Origin of the sequence: Baekduia sp., assembly GCF_035685985.1 — a bacterium.
Taxonomy (GTDB): Bacteria; Actinomycetota; Thermoleophilia; order Solirubrobacterales; family Solirubrobacteraceae; genus Baekduia.
Window position 1 is genome coordinate 144346 of sequence record NZ_DASRZV010000028.1, and the last position, 15392, is coordinate 159737.

The 15392-nt window shown below is 72.6% G+C and carries 16 protein-coding genes; 8 read left to right on the forward strand and 8 right to left on the reverse strand.

Annotated elements, in window-relative coordinates; genetic code table 11:
- Positions 1–53: 53 nt before the first annotated feature.
- Positions 54–752: a hypothetical protein gene (locus VFG42_RS18355; RefSeq protein WP_324910224.1), complete on the reverse strand. Its 699-nt coding sequence runs from the start codon at positions 750–752 to the stop codon at positions 54–56.
- Between the two features lie 64 nt (positions 753–816).
- Between VFG42_RS18355 and VFG42_RS18360 the strand changes: the two genes are divergently transcribed.
- The 7 genes from VFG42_RS18360 to VFG42_RS18390 all read left to right on the forward strand — a co-directional run bounded on the left by VFG42_RS18360 (position 817) and on the right by VFG42_RS18390 (position 7768).
- Positions 817–1524 carry a pentapeptide repeat-containing protein gene (locus VFG42_RS18360; protein ID WP_324910225.1) on the forward strand — a complete coding sequence of 236 codons (708 nt, stop codon included), beginning with the start codon at positions 817–819 and terminating at the stop codon, positions 1522–1524.
- 156 nt (positions 1525–1680) lie between these two features.
- Positions 1681–2016 (forward strand): 30S ribosomal protein S18, encoded by a 336-nt coding sequence (gene rpsR, locus VFG42_RS18365; protein ID WP_324910226.1) that lies wholly within the window; start codon positions 1681–1683, stop codon positions 2014–2016.
- Between the two features lie 4 nt (positions 2017–2020).
- Complete coding sequence (gene rplI, locus VFG42_RS18370; protein WP_324910227.1) at positions 2021–2470, forward strand: 50S ribosomal protein L9; 450 nt, start codon at positions 2021–2023, stop codon at positions 2468–2470.
- 171 nt (positions 2471–2641) lie between these two features.
- Positions 2642–4063: a replicative DNA helicase gene (gene dnaB / locus VFG42_RS18375; protein ID WP_324910228.1), complete on the forward strand. Its 1422-nt coding sequence runs from the start codon at positions 2642–2644 to the stop codon at positions 4061–4063.
- A gap of 63 nt (positions 4064–4126) precedes the next feature.
- Positions 4127–5458, forward strand: a complete 1332-nt coding sequence (locus VFG42_RS18380; RefSeq protein WP_324910229.1) for an adenylosuccinate synthase — start codon at positions 4127–4129, stop codon at positions 5456–5458.
- A gap of 10 nt (positions 5459–5468) precedes the next feature.
- On the forward strand, positions 5469–6488 hold the full coding sequence (locus VFG42_RS18385; protein WP_324910230.1) for a Gfo/Idh/MocA family oxidoreductase: 1020 nt from the start codon (positions 5469–5471) through the stop codon (positions 6486–6488).
- On the forward strand, positions 6476–7768 hold the full coding sequence (locus VFG42_RS18390) for a nucleotide sugar dehydrogenase (protein WP_324910231.1): 1293 nt from the start codon (positions 6476–6478) through the stop codon (positions 7766–7768). Before VFG42_RS18385 ends, VFG42_RS18390 begins: the two co-directional genes overlap by 13 nt.
- Before the next feature lie 26 nt (positions 7769–7794).
- On the opposite strand, the gene wecB is transcribed toward VFG42_RS18390, so the two are convergent.
- The 4 genes from wecB to VFG42_RS18410 are packed head-to-tail and all read right to left on the reverse strand — an operon-like array spanning position 7795 to position 11654.
- Entirely contained in the window at positions 7795–8892 is a 1098-nt protein-coding gene (gene wecB, locus VFG42_RS18395; protein WP_324910232.1) for a non-hydrolyzing UDP-N-acetylglucosamine 2-epimerase, read from the reverse strand.
- Entirely contained in the window at positions 8889–9686 is a 798-nt protein-coding gene (locus tag VFG42_RS18400; RefSeq protein WP_324910233.1) for an aminotransferase class IV, read from the reverse strand. The genes wecB and VFG42_RS18400 overlap by 4 nt, the downstream gene beginning before the upstream one ends.
- A 22-nt stretch (positions 9687–9708) precedes the next feature.
- Positions 9709–10983: a HAMP domain-containing sensor histidine kinase gene (locus VFG42_RS18405; protein WP_324910234.1), complete on the reverse strand. Its 1275-nt coding sequence runs from the start codon at positions 10981–10983 to the stop codon at positions 9709–9711.
- Positions 10980–11654 (reverse strand): response regulator transcription factor, encoded by a 675-nt coding sequence (locus tag VFG42_RS18410; protein ID WP_324910235.1) that lies wholly within the window; start codon positions 11652–11654, stop codon positions 10980–10982. The genes VFG42_RS18405 and VFG42_RS18410 overlap by 4 nt, the downstream gene beginning before the upstream one ends.
- Positions 11655–11750: 96 nt before the next feature.
- Between VFG42_RS18410 and VFG42_RS18415 the strand changes: the two genes are divergently transcribed.
- Positions 11751–12833 (forward strand): LLM class flavin-dependent oxidoreductase, encoded by a 1083-nt coding sequence (locus tag VFG42_RS18415; RefSeq protein ID WP_324910236.1) that lies wholly within the window; start codon positions 11751–11753, stop codon positions 12831–12833.
- Here VFG42_RS18415 and VFG42_RS18420 read toward each other — a convergent pair.
- The 3 genes from VFG42_RS18420 to VFG42_RS18430 are packed head-to-tail and all read right to left on the reverse strand — an operon-like array spanning position 12761 to position 15307.
- Positions 12761–13057 carry a YciI family protein gene (locus VFG42_RS18420; RefSeq protein WP_324910237.1) on the reverse strand — a complete coding sequence of 99 codons (297 nt, stop codon included), beginning with the start codon at positions 13055–13057 and terminating at the stop codon, positions 12761–12763. The genes VFG42_RS18415 and VFG42_RS18420 overlap by 73 nt on opposite strands.
- Positions 13058–13067: 10 nt before the next feature.
- Positions 13068–14090, reverse strand: a complete 1023-nt coding sequence (locus tag VFG42_RS18425; protein WP_324910238.1) for a DUF2235 domain-containing protein — start codon at positions 14088–14090, stop codon at positions 13068–13070.
- Positions 14087–15307, reverse strand: a complete 1221-nt coding sequence (locus VFG42_RS18430) for a hypothetical protein (RefSeq protein WP_324910239.1) — start codon at positions 15305–15307, stop codon at positions 14087–14089. Before VFG42_RS18430 ends, VFG42_RS18425 begins: the two co-directional genes overlap by 4 nt.
- Positions 15308–15392 lie beyond the last annotated feature (85 nt).

Sequence of the window (15392 nt, forward strand, 5' to 3'; positions counted from 1 at the left end):
TCCGCAGGATCTCCGAGCCCCCGGCACCTCGTGTGCCGGGGGCTCGTGTCGTCTCAGGGCGCCTCGGCCGCCGCGGGCTCGTCGGCCGGCGCGTAGAGCGCGATCAACACCGGCCCGGCGATGAGGACGAGCAGCCCGGGGATCGTGCTCGCGGCGAGCACCGTGGCCGCGACCTCGATCCACCGCACGTGGCTGGCGATCGCCAGCAGGGCGAAGACCTCGGCCAGCGCGGGGCCGGCGACGAGGAGCACGAACCCCGCCCGCATCACGAACTGCTCGTCGCCGGCCGAACCGCCGCCCACCGGGAAGAACCGACGCTCGAAGATCACGGCGAGCAGCAGGACCGGGATGATCTGCGCGACCTGGCCGTAGAGCTCCGGGCGCGTGGACAGGTCGGCGCCGAGCTGGCCGGCGAAGAAGATCCAGGGCACCAGCGCCATCGCGAGCATGCCCGCGATGGCGTGGACGACGGTCGGCGCGAGCGCGGGATCGGACGGATCGAGTGGAGGTTCGGCGTCGTGGACGACCATCCCGGCGATGAAGACCGTCGCGACGACGTCCAGGCCGACCTTGACGGCCGGCGGGAGGTCCTGGCCGTGGACGTACGCGACCACCACCGCGAGGCCACCGGCCATGAAGGCGACGACCAACGACCAACGGACGAGGACCGAGGCGCGCCGGACCGGCGAAAGCTGTCGCCAGGCCTCCCGCCACAGGCGATCGGTGGTCCGGCGATCCTCGGTCGTGCTCATCGGTCAGCGAGGTTCGACGCGGCGCTCCGTTCTCCCGCCTCTGGCGCGTGGCAGGATGGTCGGGATGCCCGCCCGCCGTGCGTTCGACGATCCCACCCCGCGGGCGCCGGTGGCGCCGCGTGGCGTGGAGGACCTCCGTGGTGAGGACCTGCTGCGGCTGGTGGTCGAGGACGAGACGAGGATCGAGGGGCTCGAGCTGCACGGGACGTTGCCGCCCGGGGTCGTCGCGCGGAACGTCACGATCGAGGAGACGCGGGTCCGGGGATCGCTGGCGGGCGCCAAGCTGCACGACCTCCACCTGCACGACGCCGAGCTGGTGGGCGCGGACCTCGCCAACGTGGACCTCGCCAAGGGGCACGTCGATCGCGTCGTCCTCCAGGACTGCCGGCTGACCGGCGCCCAGCTGATCGAGACGACGATCAAGGACGCGACGTTCACCGGCTGCCGGATCGACTTCGCGGTGCTCGCCGCCGCCCGGCTGGACCGCGTCCTCTTCCGCGGCTGCGACCTGCGCGAGGTCTCGCTGGAGCAGGCGCAGCTGCGCGACGTCCGGTTCGAGTCCTGCGACCTCAGCCGCGCCACGCTGGACCAGAGCCGTCACCAGCGCGTGCTGCTGGAGGGCTGCCGGCTGGAGGGCGTCCGCTCGCTGCAGGATCTGCGCGGCATCGCGATGCCGTGGCCGGACATCGTCGACCAGGCGGGCGCGCTGGCCGCGGCGCTGGGCATCGCGGTCGCGCGGGATCCCGACGAGGACGAGGAGTCGCTACCCTGAGTCGCCGACACCGGCCCCGATCCATCCGGATCGTCCGGTAGGTGCCGCGCGTCGCCCTGGGCGCGCGCGTGTCACACTGTCCGTTCGCGCGTCCAGCTAGGCGCGCGTTCGCACGTCAAGACTTCATTCGCAACACCCAAGCAGAAGGAACCCACCGTGGCCAAGCAGCGCAAGAGCGCGACGAAGCCGTCCCGTCGCCGGGACAAGAAGGGCGGCCCGGGCAGCGGGCGCCGCAAGCCCTGCCCGTACTGCAAGGACAAGATCGAGCTCGTCGACTACAAGGACGTCACGGGCCTGCGCCGCTTCGTGTCCGAGCGCGGCAAGATCCGCTCGCGCCGCATCACCGGCGCGTGCCGTCGTCACCAGAACCAGATCTCGACGGCCGTCAAGCGCGCCCGTGAGCTGGCGCTGCTGCCCTACGCCGCCGAGCCCGCGTCCGAGTCCGCCGGCGGCCGCCGCGGCGGTCGCGACCGCGATCGGGACCGGGACTAGCGCCATGCCCGAGGCCATTCTGCTCAAGGACGTCGACGGCATCGGCACCCGCGGTGCCGTCGTGGACGTCTCCAAGGGCTACCTGCGCAACTTCCTGATCCCGCGCAAGCTCGCCGCCCCGGCGACCAAGGGCCTGCTCCGCGAGGCCGAGCGCAACCAGGACGCCTACAACAAGGCTGCCGCCACCCGCCTCGCCGAGGCGCAGGAGCAGGCCGAGCAGCTGAACAAGACGGTCCTGACGATCGCCCAGCAGGCCGGCGAGGACGGCCGCCTGTTCGGCTCGGTCACCAACCAGGACATCGCCGAGGCCATCAAGGAGGCGCGCGGCATCGACGTCGACCGCCGCAAGATCCGCCTCGACGACCCCATCAAGAACGTGGGGACCTACCAGGTCGAGCTGGAGGTCGCCGACGGCGTCACCGCCTCGATCAAGGTGATGGTGTCGGAGGCCTAGCGGCCGCCCGCCCACCAACCGCACCGCTTTCGCCGAGGGGCGCCGGAGACGGCGCCCCTCGGTCGTTCCGCGCGCGACGTGCGCGGGCGCGCCGCGCACGATGTGTGCGGAAAGTGCGGAGACTTCGCGCGCGATGCCGCCGCGGGGAGCGGTACCGTCGGTCGTTCTCCGGTGACAGCGTACGACTACAACTACGACGAGGACACCGACTACGGCGGCGCGCCGTCGTCGCCGATGGGCCAGGCGGCGCTGACGCCGCCGCACTCGCTGGAGGCCGAGCAGTCGGTCCTCGGCGCCGTGCTGCTGTCGGACAAGGTCCACTACGCGTACGTCATCGAGGAGGGGCTCAAGCCGGAGGACTTCTACCGGGAGCGCCACCAGCTCATCTACGGGTCGATGCTCGCGCTCTACGAGGAGAGCGAGCCGATCGACGTCGTCACGGTCACCGAGCACCTGCGGGCGCGCGGCGAGTTGGAGCAGGCCGGCGGCCCGGCGGAGATCGACGCGCTGACGGCGGCGGTGCCCGCGGTCGGCAACCTGCGCCGCTACGGCCAGATCGTCCGCGAGATGTCGCTGCTGCGCAAGCTGCTCAGCGCGACCTACGAGATCCAGGCGTCGGTCCACAACCACGAGCTGACGCCGCGCGACGCGGTCGAGCAGGCCGAGAAGGCGATGCTCGAGGTCGGGCGCGACGATCGCCAGAAGGACTTCCGCCGCGTCGGCGAGGTCCTGGACGAGGAGCTGGACCGCTGGCACCAGCTGTCCACCGAGGGCGTCTCGATGACCGGCACGCCGTCGGGCTTCAGCGAGCTGGACGAGATGACCGGCGGCTTCCAGCCCGGCAACATGATCATCGTCGCCGCGCGTCCTTCGATGGGCAAGTCGGCGCTGGTCACGAACTTCGCCGAGAACGTCGCGCTGCACCCGGACCGCCCGCGGCCGGTCGCGCTGTTCAGCCTGGAGATGAGCGAGTCCGAGCTGGCCCAGCGCTTCATCGCGTCGCAGGCGTCGATCAAGGGCGACGACCTGCGCAAGGGCCGGCTGAAGGACGAGCGCAAGTGGAAGCGCGTCCTGGAGACCGCCGCGCGCTACGACAAGTCGCCGCTGTTCGTCGACGACTCGTCGGACATCGGCATCCTCGAGGTCCGCGCCAAGGCCCGCCGCCTGCACCAGCAGACGATGGGCGAGTACGGCGGGCTGGGCCTGATCATCGTCGACTACCTCCAGCTGCTGCGCACCGACGCGCGGACCGACAACCGCGTCCAGGCGATCGGCGAGATCTCGCGCGGGCTGAAGATCCTCGCCCGTGAGCTGGAGGTCCCGGTGATCGCGCTGTCGCAGCTGTCCCGCGGCGTCGAGTCCCGCACCGACAAGCGCCCGATGCTCTCCGACCTGCGTGAGTCCGGCCAGATCGAGCAGGACGCCGACCTCGTCATGTTCATCTACCGCGACGAGTACTACAACGAGAACACCGACCGCCCGGGCGAGGCCGACCTGATCGTCGCCAAGCATCGAAACGGCGGCCTCGGCGACGTGCCGCTCACCTTCCAGGGCGAGTACCCGCGCTTCCTGGGCCTGCAGCGCGCCGCCTAGTCAGGCGTTTGCGGCCGCGTCGCGCCGGTCGGCGCGAGCGAGTTCCCTACACTTTCAAAAGAAATGCCAGGAACCGTGATCGTCGGCGCCCAGTGGGGCGATGAGGGCAAGGGCAAGGTCATCGACCTCCTTGCCGAGCACGCAGATGTCGTTGTCCGCTTCCAGGGCGGCAACAACGCGGGCCACACGATCATCCACGCGGGTGAGACGTGGAAGTTCCACCTCATCCCGTCCGGCATCCTCTACCCGGGCCGGACGTGCGTGATCGGCAACGGCGTCGTGGTGGACCCGGCGGTCCTCACGAGCGAGATCGACGACCTGCGCGCGCGCGGCGTCGACGTCTCCGGGCTGAAGCTCAGCGCCAACGCGCACCTGATCATGCCCTACCACCTCCTGCTGGACATGGAGGGCGAGCAGAAGCTCGGCAAGAACCTGATCGGCACGACCAAGCGCGGCATCGGCCCCGCCTACGCCGACAAGGCCGCGCGCCTGGGCATCCGCGTCCAGGACATGCTCGACGAGCGGATCCTGAAGAAGAAGATCGCCGCCGCGCTGGAGCCCAAGCGCCAGCAGCTGCGCCCCTTCAGCCGCGAGATCGACCTGCAGGCGATGACCGAGGAGTACGTGACCTACGGCCACCGCCTCGAGCAGCACATCGCCGACACGTCCGCGCTGGCCTGGCGTGCGCTGGACGACGACAAGCACATCCTCTTCGAGGGCGCCCAGGGCGCGCTGCTGGACATCGACCACGGCACCTATCCGTTCGTGACGTCGTCCAACCCGGTCGCGGCCGCCGCGGCGACCGGCAGCGGCGTCGGCCCGCGCGACATCGCCGAGGTCTGGGGCGTCACCAAGGCCTACGCCACGCGCGTCGGCGCCGGCCCGTTCCCGTCCGAGCTGCACGACGACGTCGGCGAGGAGATCCGCCAGAAGGGCGGCGAGTTCGGCACCACGACCGGCCGCGCCCGCCGCACCGGCTGGCTGGACGTCGTCGCGCTGCGCTACGCCGCGCGCCTGAACTCGCTGAGCGCGCTGGCCGTCACCAAGCTCGACGTGCTCAGCGGCTTCGAGACGCTGAAGGTCTGCACGCAGTACCGCGGGACCAAGGACGAGGACTTCGTCACCGACACGTTCCCGTACCACCAGTCGGTGCTGCACCACGCCGAGGGCGTCTACACCGAGCTGCCGGGCTGGTCGGAGGACATCTCCGAGCTGCGCACCTACGACGAGCTGCCCGAGAACGCGAAGGCCTACCTCCGCTTCCTCGAGGAGGCCGTCGGCGTGCCGGTCGTGATCGTCGGCGTCGGTCCGGGCCGCGAGCAGATCATCTGGACCGCGGCCGCCAAGGACTCGGCGCTGGCCGCCGACGCGATGCGCGCGTCCTCGGCCGCGTAGGCTTCCTCGCGTGGCACCACCGCAGCCCCCGCGCGGCGCGGTCGTCGGCCTGGGGATGATGGGCCGCCACCACGCGCGCATCCTGCAGTCCAACCCGAAGATGCGCTTCGCGGGCGCCGTCGACCCCGGCGGCGACCGCTTCGGCGCCGTGCGCGACGGTGCGTTGTTGTACGCGTCGGTGGACGAGCTGCTGAGCGCCCCTGGCGGCGCGCCGGACTTCGCCGTGATCGCGGTGCCGACCGAGGAGCACGTGCCGACCGCGCGCGCCCTCGCGGAGGCGGGCGTGCACGTGCTGGTCGAGAAGCCGCTGGCCGCGACCGTCGAGGAGGCGCGCGTCGTGATCGACGCGGTGCGCGCGGCCGGCGTGCACGGCGCGGTCGGCCACGTCGAGCGCTGCAACCCGGCGCTGCGCGCGCTGCGCGAGCGCGTGCAGGACGGGCAGATCGGCGAGGTGTACCTGGTGGCCACCGAGCGCGTCGGGCCGTTCCCGGATCGCATCCGCGACGTCGGCGTCGTCAAGGACCTGGCGACGCACGACCTCGACCTCGTCCGCTGGCTCGGCGGCGCGCCGATCGAGCGCGTGGCCGCGCAGACCCAGCACCGCATGGGCCGCGAGCACGAGGACCTCGTGCTCGTCACCGGCCGGCTGGGCAACGGGCGCGCGTTCAACGCGATGGTCGACTGGCTGACGCCGACCAAGGTGCGCCGCACGCGCGTGCTCGGCGAGGGCGGCATGTTGGTGGCCGACACGCTGAACGCCGACCTGTACTTCTACGCCAACGCCCACGTCCCGACGGTGGGCTGGCCCGAGGCGGCGGCGCGCCGCGGCGTCGCCGAGGGCGACATGACGCGCTACGCGCTGGAGCGTCGCGAGCCGCTGGCCGTCGAGTTGGAGGCCTTCTGCGCGCTGATCGCCGGCGAGGACGGCGCGACCGGCGGCGTCGTCTCGTTGGACGAGGGGTTGGAGACCGTGGCGGTCGCGGAGGCCGTGCTGGAGAGCGCGCGGTCGGGTGAGACGTGCGCGTTGTAGTCGTCGCCCTCGGCAAGGTCGGCCTGCCGCTGGCCGCGCGGATCGCGCTGGCCGGGCACGAAGTCGTCGGCGCCGACATCGACCCGCGCGTGGTCGCGACGGTCAACCGCGGCGAGGCGCCGTTCCCCAACGAGGCCGGGCTGCCGGAGGCGCTGGCCGAGACGGTCGCCGACGGCCGGCTGCGCGCGGTGACCGACACCGCGGCGGCGGTCGCCGAGGGTCCCGACCTGGTGATCGCGGTGCCGCCGCTGATGGTCGACGCGAGCGCCCGGCCGGACTGGGCGATCCTCGACGCGGTCGTGGGCGACATCGGGCGCGGGCTGCGGGCCGGGACCACGGTGTCGATCGAGACGACCATGCCGGTGGGCACCACGCGCGGGCGCGTCGCGCCGGCGCTGGCCGCGGCGAGCGGCCTGGTCGAGGGTCAGGACTTCCACGTGGTCTTCTCGCCGGAGCGGATCTTCAGCGGGCGCGCGATCGAGGACCTCGACAAGTACCCCAAGCTGGTCGGCGGGCTGAGCGCCCCGGGCGAGGCGCGCGGGATCGAGCTGTACGCGTCGTTCCTGGACGCCGAGGTGCGCGGCCTGGGCAGCGCCGAGGCGGCCGAGCTGAGCAAGCTCGCCGAGACGACCTACCGCGACATCAACATCGCCTTCGCCAACGAGCTGGCGCGCTACAGCGACGAGCTGGGCATCGACGTCCTGGCCGTGATCGACGCCGCCAACTCCCAGCCCTACTCGCACGTGCACCGGCCCGGGATCGCCGTCGGCGGCCACTGCATCCCGGTGTACCCGCGGTTCCTGCTGGCGGGCGACGCGGACGCGCGCCTGCCGCTGGCCGCCCGCGAGATCAACGAGGGGATGCCCGCGTACGCGGCGGACCTGCTCGGCGACGTCGACGGCAAGCGCGTGCTGATCCTCGGGATCGCCTACCGCGGCGGCGTGAAGGAGACGGCCTTCAGCGGCGCCTTCGCGCTGCGCGACGCGCTGGAGGGGCGCGGCGCGGAGGTCGTCGCGGAGGACCCGCTGTTCTCCGCGGACGAGCTGCGCGCGCACGGCTTCGTCCCGTGGGACGGCGGCGACGTGCACGGCGTCGTCGTCCAGGCCGACCACCGCGAGTACGAGCGCCTGGAACGGGAGGACCTTCCCGGCGTGCAGGCGATCGTCGATGGTCGCGGCGTCCTCGACGCGGCGCGCTTCGCCCCGGTGCCCGTGCGGCGGATCGGCCGCCCGGCCGGCACCGGGGCCGACCCCGGCTCGGCGATCGCTCCGCGCTCTTAGGGCGCCAACTCGTCGATCGCGCCGCGCTATCGACGCCCGCCCGGCCCACGGAGACCCGACGCCAACTCGTCGATCGCACCGACGACCCGCTCCCCCGCCCGCCCATCCCCGTACAGCTCCGGGTGCACGGCGGGCGGCTCCCGCCGCAGCTCCTCCAGCGCGCGGTCCGCATCGAGGTCCACGAGCACGTTCCATCCGACCTCGACCGTCTCCACCCACTCGGTGGTGTCGCGCAGCGTCACGCACGGCACCGACGCGAAGTAGGCCTCCTTCTGCACCCCGCCGGAGTCGGTCAGCATGCGCCGCGCGTTGGTCAGCAGCGAGGTGAAGGCCATGTACCCGAGCGGCGGGGTCAGCCGGACGTGGGGCGCCGCCGCCAGCTCGTCGAGCCAGCCGGCGGCGTCCAGGCGCGCGCCGGTGCGCGGGTGCAGCGGGAACACGACCGGCTCGTCCAGCGCCAGGAGCAGGTCCACCAACTTGCGCAGCCGCTCCGGGACGTCCACGTTGCCCGCGCGGTGCGACGTGCACAACACATAGCCATCAACTTCGACGCCCGCCTCGCGCAGCGGCTTGAGGTCCGCCTTCGCGCGCGGCTGGAACATCATCGACACGTCGACCATCACGTCGCCGACGTTCACGACGCGCCCCGCGACGGCCTCGCGCGCCAGGTTCTGCTCGGCGGTCGCCGAGGGCACCAACAACAGCGAGGACAGGTGGTCGGTCAGGACGCGGTTCAGCTCCTCGGGCATCGCGCGGTCGAACGACCGCATGCCCGCCTCGACGTGCACGACCGGGACGGTGCGCTGCGCCGCCGCCAGGCCGCCGGCCAGCGTCGAGTTCGTGTCGCCGTAGACGAGCACGACGTCCGGCGCCTCCTCGTCGATCAGCGGCCCGAGCGCGGCGAGCATCCGCGCGGTCTGGTCGGTGTTCGTCCCGCCGGCGATGTGCAGCTGGCGCGCCGGGCGCGGGATCGCCAGCTCCTCGAAGAAGATCGCGCTCAGCTCGTCGTCGTGGTGCTGTCCGGTGTGGACGAGCACCTCGTCGTGGTGCTCGCGCAGCAGCCGCGAGACCGCCGCCGCCTTGACGAACTGCGGGCGGTTGCCGATGACCGTGAGGACCTTCATGCCGAGGCGATCTCGTCCCGGACGTGCGCGGAGAACGCGCGCGCCGCCGCCTCCGTCAACGGGCCGGGCGCGACCGGCAGGACGACGTCGTCGACGCGCGCGATCGCCTGGACCTCGCGCGTCGTCGACGCCAGGAACGCCTCGCGCGCGCGGCCGAGCGAGTCCGCGGTGACGACCTCCTCGCGCGCATCCGGCAACAGCGACAACAACCGGCGGCGCGTGATCGAGTCCAGGACGCGGTCGCTCAGCGGCGGCGTGACGAGCGTCTCGCCGTCGAAGGACACGAAGAACGAGGACGTCGGCGCCTCCAGCACGCGGCCGTGCGGCGTGACCAGCAGCGCCTCGTCGGCGCCGCGCTCCTTGGCGACCCGCTGCGCCAGCATGTTCCCGGCGTAGGACAGGGACTTGACGCCGTCGAGGATCCGCGGCGGCACGTACTCCACGCGCGCGAGCGCGAGCGGCGGATGGGCCGCCGGCGTCGCCTCGACCAGCCCGATCCGCCGGCCGCCGCGCGAGACCAGGAACCGCACGGCACCGCTGACCGGTCCCGCCTCCGTCAGCAGCGCGTCGACGTCGGCGCGCACGGCGTTGAGGTCGATCTCCAGGCGCAGGTTCTTCGCGGAGGTCGCCATCCGGCGCAGGTGGTCGTCGAGCGCGAACGGGCGGCCGTCGTAGATCTTGATGACCTCGAAGACGCCGTCGCCGCGCAGCAGGCCGAGATCCGTGACCCCGATCGTCGCCTCGTCGGCGGGCAGGACCGTGCCGTCGAGGACGGCGAGCGCGGAGAGCGACATGGGCCCGGATCTTAGAAGCTCGTCAAGCCGTGACGGCCTCGACCGGCACGGCCGGGAGCGTCAGCCGAGCGATCGTGCCGCCGCCGGGCGCGACCTGCAGCGCGACGCGGCCGCCGTGGGCCTCGGCGACCTGCTTGACGATCGCCAGGCCGAGGCCGGAGCCCGGACGGCCGCGGGCGTTGGCGCCGCGGTGGAAGCGATCGAACACGTGCGGGAGGTCCCGCGGGTCGATGCCGGGACCGTGGTCGCGGACGGTCAGCACGCCGTCGCGCAGGACGACCTGCACCGCCGCGCCGTCCGGCGAGTGCTTGGCGGCGTTGTCCAGGAGGTTGTTGATCGCGCGCGCGAGGCGCTCCGGCGCGCCCTCGACCACGCAGGGCTCGGCGTCGAGCCGGAAGTCCAGCCGCGGCGCGTGGCGGCGCGCGCGCTGGACGGCCTCGTAGGCCAGCGCGTCGAGGCGGACGTCCTCGACCGCCGGGTCGGGCACGTCGCCGCGCGCGAGGTCGATGAGGTCGCCGATCAGCGCGGTCAGCTCCTCGGCCTGGTCGACGACCTCGCCGGCGATCAGGCGGCGCTCGTCGTCGGGGACGTGCGAGGCGTCGCGCAGCATCTCGGCGTTCGTGCGCACCGAGGTCACCGGCGTGCGCAGCTCGTGCGAGGCGTCGGCGACGAGCTGGCGCTGGGCGGCCAGCGAGTCGGCCAGCGCGCCCTGGGAGATCGCCAGCTCCTGCTCGGTCGGCGCGGCGACGGGCCGGCTGAAGATGCGCGCCAGCAGCGCCGCGAAGCCGGTGCCGAAGACGGTCAGCAGCGCGAGGACGATCTTCAGGCGCGCGAGCGCGCGGTCCACCGAGGCCAGCGAGCGCGCCAGCTGCAGCGCGCCGCGGCCGGGCAGGCCGACGGTGAGCAGGCGGACGTGGACGTCGTCGGCGGTGGTGTCGGTCCACGCGCGGCCGCGCTGGGCGGCGGCGATCGCCCTCGTCTGCGCGGTGATCGGCAGCATCGGCTCGGTCGTCCCGGGCGGGCGCGGGCTCGTCCCGTCCGGCGAGACGAACTGGAAGTAGGCCTGCGAGGCGCCGGTGCGGCGCTGCGGCTGCGGGACCCGCTGCGGGAAGTCGCCGCCGTTGGTCGGGCCGAAGCGCGGGGCGCGGGTGACCTGCGTGGCCTGCTCGCGCAGCGAGTCGTCGATCTGGCCGCGCAGCTCGCCGCGCATGACGAGGTAGCAGACGCCCGACGCGAGCACGAGCGTGGCCCCGACCACCAGCGCGGACATCAGCGTCACGCGCCGGCGCAGCGTCATGCGGGCTCCTCGCGCAGGATGTAGCCGACGCCGCGCACGGTGTGCAGCAGGCGCGACTCGCCGCCGGCCTCGGTCTTGCGACGCAGGTAGCCCATGTAGACGCCCAGGACGTTGGAGGTCGCGCCGAAGTCGTAGCCCCAGACCTGCTCGAAGACCACGCTGCGCTCGAGGACCTGTCGCGGATGGCGCAGGAACAGCTCCAGCAGCGCGTACTCGGTGCGGCTCAGCTCCAGGCGTCGGTCGCCGCGCCAGACGTCGCGGGTGGCGGGCTCCAGGCGCAGGTCGCCGAAGCGCAGCTCGTCGGCCGGGCCGTCGACGCGGCGGAGCAGGGCTCTCAGCCGCGCCTGCAGCTCCCGCAGCGCGAACGGCTTGACGAGGTAGTCGTCGGCGCCGGCGTCCAGGCCGGCGACGCGGTCGTCGACGGCGTCGCGCGCGGTGAGCATGAGGACGGGGGTGCGGTCGCCTGCCGAGCGCAGGCGGCGGCAGGCCTCCAGGCCGTCGAGCTGCGGCATCGAGACGTCGAGCACGATCGCGTCGTAGCGGGTGGCGCTGACGCGCTCCAGGGCCTCGCGGCCGTCCTCGGCGAGGTCGACCTCGTAGCGATCGAGGTTCAGCGCACGGCTCAGGGACGTGCGAACCGCCAGCTCATCATCGACCACCAGGACGCGCATGGAGAGCAGGGTGCCGATCGTTCCTGGGAAGTCTCTGAGAAGCCGCGGGGGACGGCCGCGCCAGCTGGTTCGATCGACGTCGTACCATTGTGGGGGATGCCTGAAGCCCGTGTCCCGCTGTCCGTGTTGGATCTGGCCCCGATCCGCGAGGGGTCCGGCGCCGACGAGGCGCTGCGGCAGTCCCTGGAGCTGGCGCCGATCGTGGAGCGCCTGGGCTACTCGCGCATCTGGGTCGCCGAGCACCACAACATCCCGGGCGTGGCGTCGTCGGCGACGTCGGTGTTGATCGGCGCGCTGGCGTCGGTGACGGCGGCGATCCGGGTCGGCAGCGGCGGGATCATGCTGCCCAACCACGCGCCGCTGGTGATCGCCGAGCAGTTCGGGACGCTGGAGGCGCTGTATCCGGGGCGGATCGACCTCGGCCTGGGCCGCGCGCCGGGGACCGACCACGTGACGGGCTGGGCGCTGCGCCGCAACCCCAACGGCGGCGTGCAGTTCGACGCCGAGGTCGAGGAGCTGCGGTCGTTCCTGGCGCCGGAGACCGGTCCCACCCGCCCGCGCGTGCGCGCCGTTCCGGGCGCCGGGTCGGGCGTGCCGGTGTGGATCCTGGGGTCGTCGCTGTACGGCGCCGAGCTGGCGGCCCGGTTGGGCCTGCCGTACGCGTTCGCCTCGCACTTCGCGCCGCGGTTCCTGGACGAGGCGGCCGCGCTGTACCGGGAACGGTTCGTCCCCAGCGAGGCTCTGGACCGGCCCTACTTCATGATGGGCGTGTCGCTGCTGGCGGCCGACGACGACGCGGCCGCGAGGTGGGCGTTCAGCTCGACGCTGCAGAAGTTCGCGTGGCTGACGCGCGGCGCGCCGAAGGGCACGCTGCCGCCGCTGGACGACGCGGCGATGGAGCGGTTCTGGACCAGCGACGGCGAGCGCGCCGCGATCGAGGCGCAGATGGCGCTGGCGGTCGTGGGCGGTCCCTCGACGGTGGCGTCGAAGTTGTCGTCGTTGGTCGAGCGGGTGGGCGCCGACGAGGTGATCGTCGCGAGCGACGCCTATGACTTCGGCGCGCGCGTGCGGTCCTACGAGGTGCTCGCGGAAACCTGGGGGCTGGCTCAGCGCGACGGCTCGCGCAGCGACTCCAGCCCCGCGGCGACGGTCGTCGCCGAGAACTCCATGACGTCGTAGGCCGCGACCCCTTCGAGGGTGAAGGGGTCGGAGGCGATGACGTCGTCCAGCTCGTCGCGCGGCATGGCCCGGGCGAGGATGACGCCGCCGGTGCGCGGGACCTTCGGACCGGACGCGATGAAGCGGTCCGCCTCGTACTGCTCGGCGATCCAGGCCATGTGCGCGTCGCGGACGCGGTCGACCTCGTCGAGCGGAGCGATGTAGGACAGCTGGAGGAGGAACACGCCGCGGAGGTTACGCGTCGGCGTGCGGCGGATCGGTGGCGAGGTACGCGCGCAGGTTGTCGGGGTGGTAGCCGGGCAGCTCGCGCATGCGCCGCCAGGAGGAGTCCGAGGCCGCGCCGCCCTCGGTGCCGACGAGCTTGCGCGGGCGGGGCTTGGTGAGCCGGTAGAACGACCTGTAGGACTCGTGCTGGGGCGCGAGCGCGTCGGGCTGCGCGGACGGCTGGACGTCGAGGCCGGCCTCGTTGGCGTGATGGCTCATCCAGCGCAGCGCGAGGTCGCCGAGGCGGTGGTCGGGGTAACCGCCGCCGACGTCGGAGTGCACGCCGGAGAACCAGACCTGGTGGAGCTGCTGGGTGGGCGGCGCCTGGAGCTGGCGCTGCCAGAGCGTCGGGAGGAACGGGCCGCGGCGCTCGTCGATGGCCAGCGCCTGGACCGCGGTCGCGACGTGGGCGCCGAGCCGGACGTCGTGGAAGGACCAGCGCTTGGTCAGCGCCGCGATCCGCAGCGGGATGCCGAGCGCGCCGACCGTGTCGAAGACGCCGATGAAGCGGATCGGCGTGACGTCGGAGTAGGCGTAGGCCTTGCGGAAGGCGGTCGCGGTGACGCCGGAGGGCTTCTTGGTGGGGTCGCCGCGGTCCTGGTAGATCTTGTAGGCCTCGTCGAGGCGGTTGCGGTGCTCGGGGCGGACGATCCCGGAGTTCCCGATCAGCCCGCCGAGCGACCGGGCGGTGAACGCGCCGCGGGAGAAGCCGAAGAGGTACAGCTCGTCGCCCGGGTCGTAGTGGTCGGTCAGGAAGGCGTGGCAGGCGCGGACGTTGCGCGAGAGGCCGAAGCCGAACATGCCGCCGCTGAGGCGATCGAAGCGGCCGGTGCCGACGCCCCGCTCGTAGAACGGGAGCTGGGTGACGCCGTCGGCGGCGGTCGACGGGAGCGCGCGGTGCAGGCGGACGACGTTGGTCGGGCACGCGACGCCGTCGTGGACCTGGTCGGGCCGGTTCCACGTGCCGTCGCAGAGGATGGCGATGCGCTTCATGGGCGCCGTCGAAGGAGGCGCTTGACCCATTCGGTGACGGGGACGAAGAGCGTGCCGAGCGTCGTGGTGAAGGGACGCTTGGGCGCGTGGTCGCCCGGGTCGAGCGTGCGGCGGACGGTGACGGACGGCAGGGTCTCGCCGGCGGGGGTGCGGATGTCCATCGAGAGCCGGATGTCGTAGGTCTTGGCCGAGTCGACGGGGACGTCGGTGGCGATCGAGCCGCGCTTGGCGCCGGTCGGGACGTCGAAGGCGAACGTCTTGGGCGGCACGCCCGGCTCCTGAGTGGAGTTGACGTTGACCACGACGGTCTTCGGCGTGCCGGTCAGGCGGATCAGGTTGTAGGTGATGAGGAGGCGACCGTCGTGGCGTCCGACGCCGAAGTCCGGGCCGGCGAGCGGGTGCTTGGCGGGGCGCTCCTCCTCGTAGGCGTGGTCGAACGCGTGCGCGGGGTTGTCCCACTCCTTCTTGCGACCCGGCCCGGTCGGGCTGTCGGACTCGGTCGCGTTGCGCGGCCTGGTGTCACCCCAGCGCCCGGGCCACCGCGCCCAGGGCGTGCCGTCGTCGATGACCAGCAGTCGCGCCGGCGGGCCCTTGCGGCCGCCATCGCACACGTCGGCCCAGACCTCGGTGGGGTGGACGCCGGGTTCGAAGTACGACGCATGCGACCCGCGCGCGACGTAGACGATCGCCGTATCCGGGTTGTCGGGGTCCTTCTCCACGCGATCCCACGGCCGCCGCTGCGCCCTCTTGTGCTGGTTGTAGATCGCGTAGTCCGGCGTGCCGTCGTCGCCGAGCCGGAGCTGCACCATCTCCCAGTCGCCTTCGTGCAGGCCGACGTCGGCGGTGAGGCGGTAGTCGTTGTAGAAGTACCAGAGCCAGTACTGGAGCCAGACGACTCCGTGGTCGTCCGTCCTGGCCCTTGCGACCATCATGTTGTTGAATTCCGGATGGGCGAGGCGCAGCGCCCCGTACTGCTTCGCGTAGTCCCTGCCCTTGATCGACAGGACATCGTTCGCGAGCGCGCCACCGTCGGGCTTGAGGACGTCCAGCGTCAGCGTCCCGTCGTCCACCCGCGCCAGCACCTCGTCGCCCCGCCGCAGCTCGTTGCCCGGGTTGACGACCATCTGCCCCGGATGGTCGGCGAAGTACGCCTCCAGCGAGTCGTAGACCAGCTGAGGTCGGAACCGGCGCAGCAGGTCTACGTGCTCGGCGGCCATCGCGAGCGCCAGCCTGCCACTTCACGGCGCTCAGCGCCAGCACGAGAGGGGCCGGGAGCAGCGGAAGTGCCGTCAAGACGCGAGA

Coding starts and splice junctions, on each gene's coding strand:
- VFG42_RS18355 (WP_324910224.1), bottom strand. CDS start 752: ATGAGCACGACCGAGGATCGCCGGACCACCGATCGCCTGTGGCGGGAG.
- VFG42_RS18360 (WP_324910225.1), top strand. CDS start 817: ATGCCCGCCCGCCGTGCGTTCGACGATCCCACCCCGCGGGCGCCGGTG.
- rplI (WP_324910227.1), top strand. CDS start 2,021: ATGCCCGAGGCCATTCTGCTCAAGGACGTCGACGGCATCGGCACCCGC.
- VFG42_RS18380 (WP_324910229.1), top strand. CDS start 4,127: ATGCCAGGAACCGTGATCGTCGGCGCCCAGTGGGGCGATGAGGGCAAG.
- wecB (WP_324910232.1), bottom strand. CDS start 8,892: ATGAAGGTCCTCACGGTCATCGGCAACCGCCCGCAGTTCGTCAAGGCG.
- VFG42_RS18400 (WP_324910233.1), bottom strand. CDS start 9,686: ATGTCGCTCTCCGCGCTCGCCGTCCTCGACGGCACGGTCCTGCCCGCC.
- VFG42_RS18405 (WP_324910234.1), bottom strand. CDS start 10,983: ATGACGCTGCGCCGGCGCGTGACGCTGATGTCCGCGCTGGTGGTCGGG.
- VFG42_RS18410 (WP_324910235.1), bottom strand. CDS start 11,654: ATGCGCGTCCTGGTGGTCGATGATGAGCTGGCGGTTCGCACGTCCCTG.
- VFG42_RS18415 (WP_324910236.1), top strand. CDS start 11,751: ATGCCTGAAGCCCGTGTCCCGCTGTCCGTGTTGGATCTGGCCCCGATC.
- VFG42_RS18425 (WP_324910238.1), bottom strand. CDS start 14,090: ATGAAGCGCATCGCCATCCTCTGCGACGGCACGTGGAACCGGCCCGAC.
- VFG42_RS18430 (WP_324910239.1), bottom strand. CDS start 15,307: ATGGCCGCCGAGCACGTAGACCTGCTGCGCCGGTTCCGACCTCAGCTG.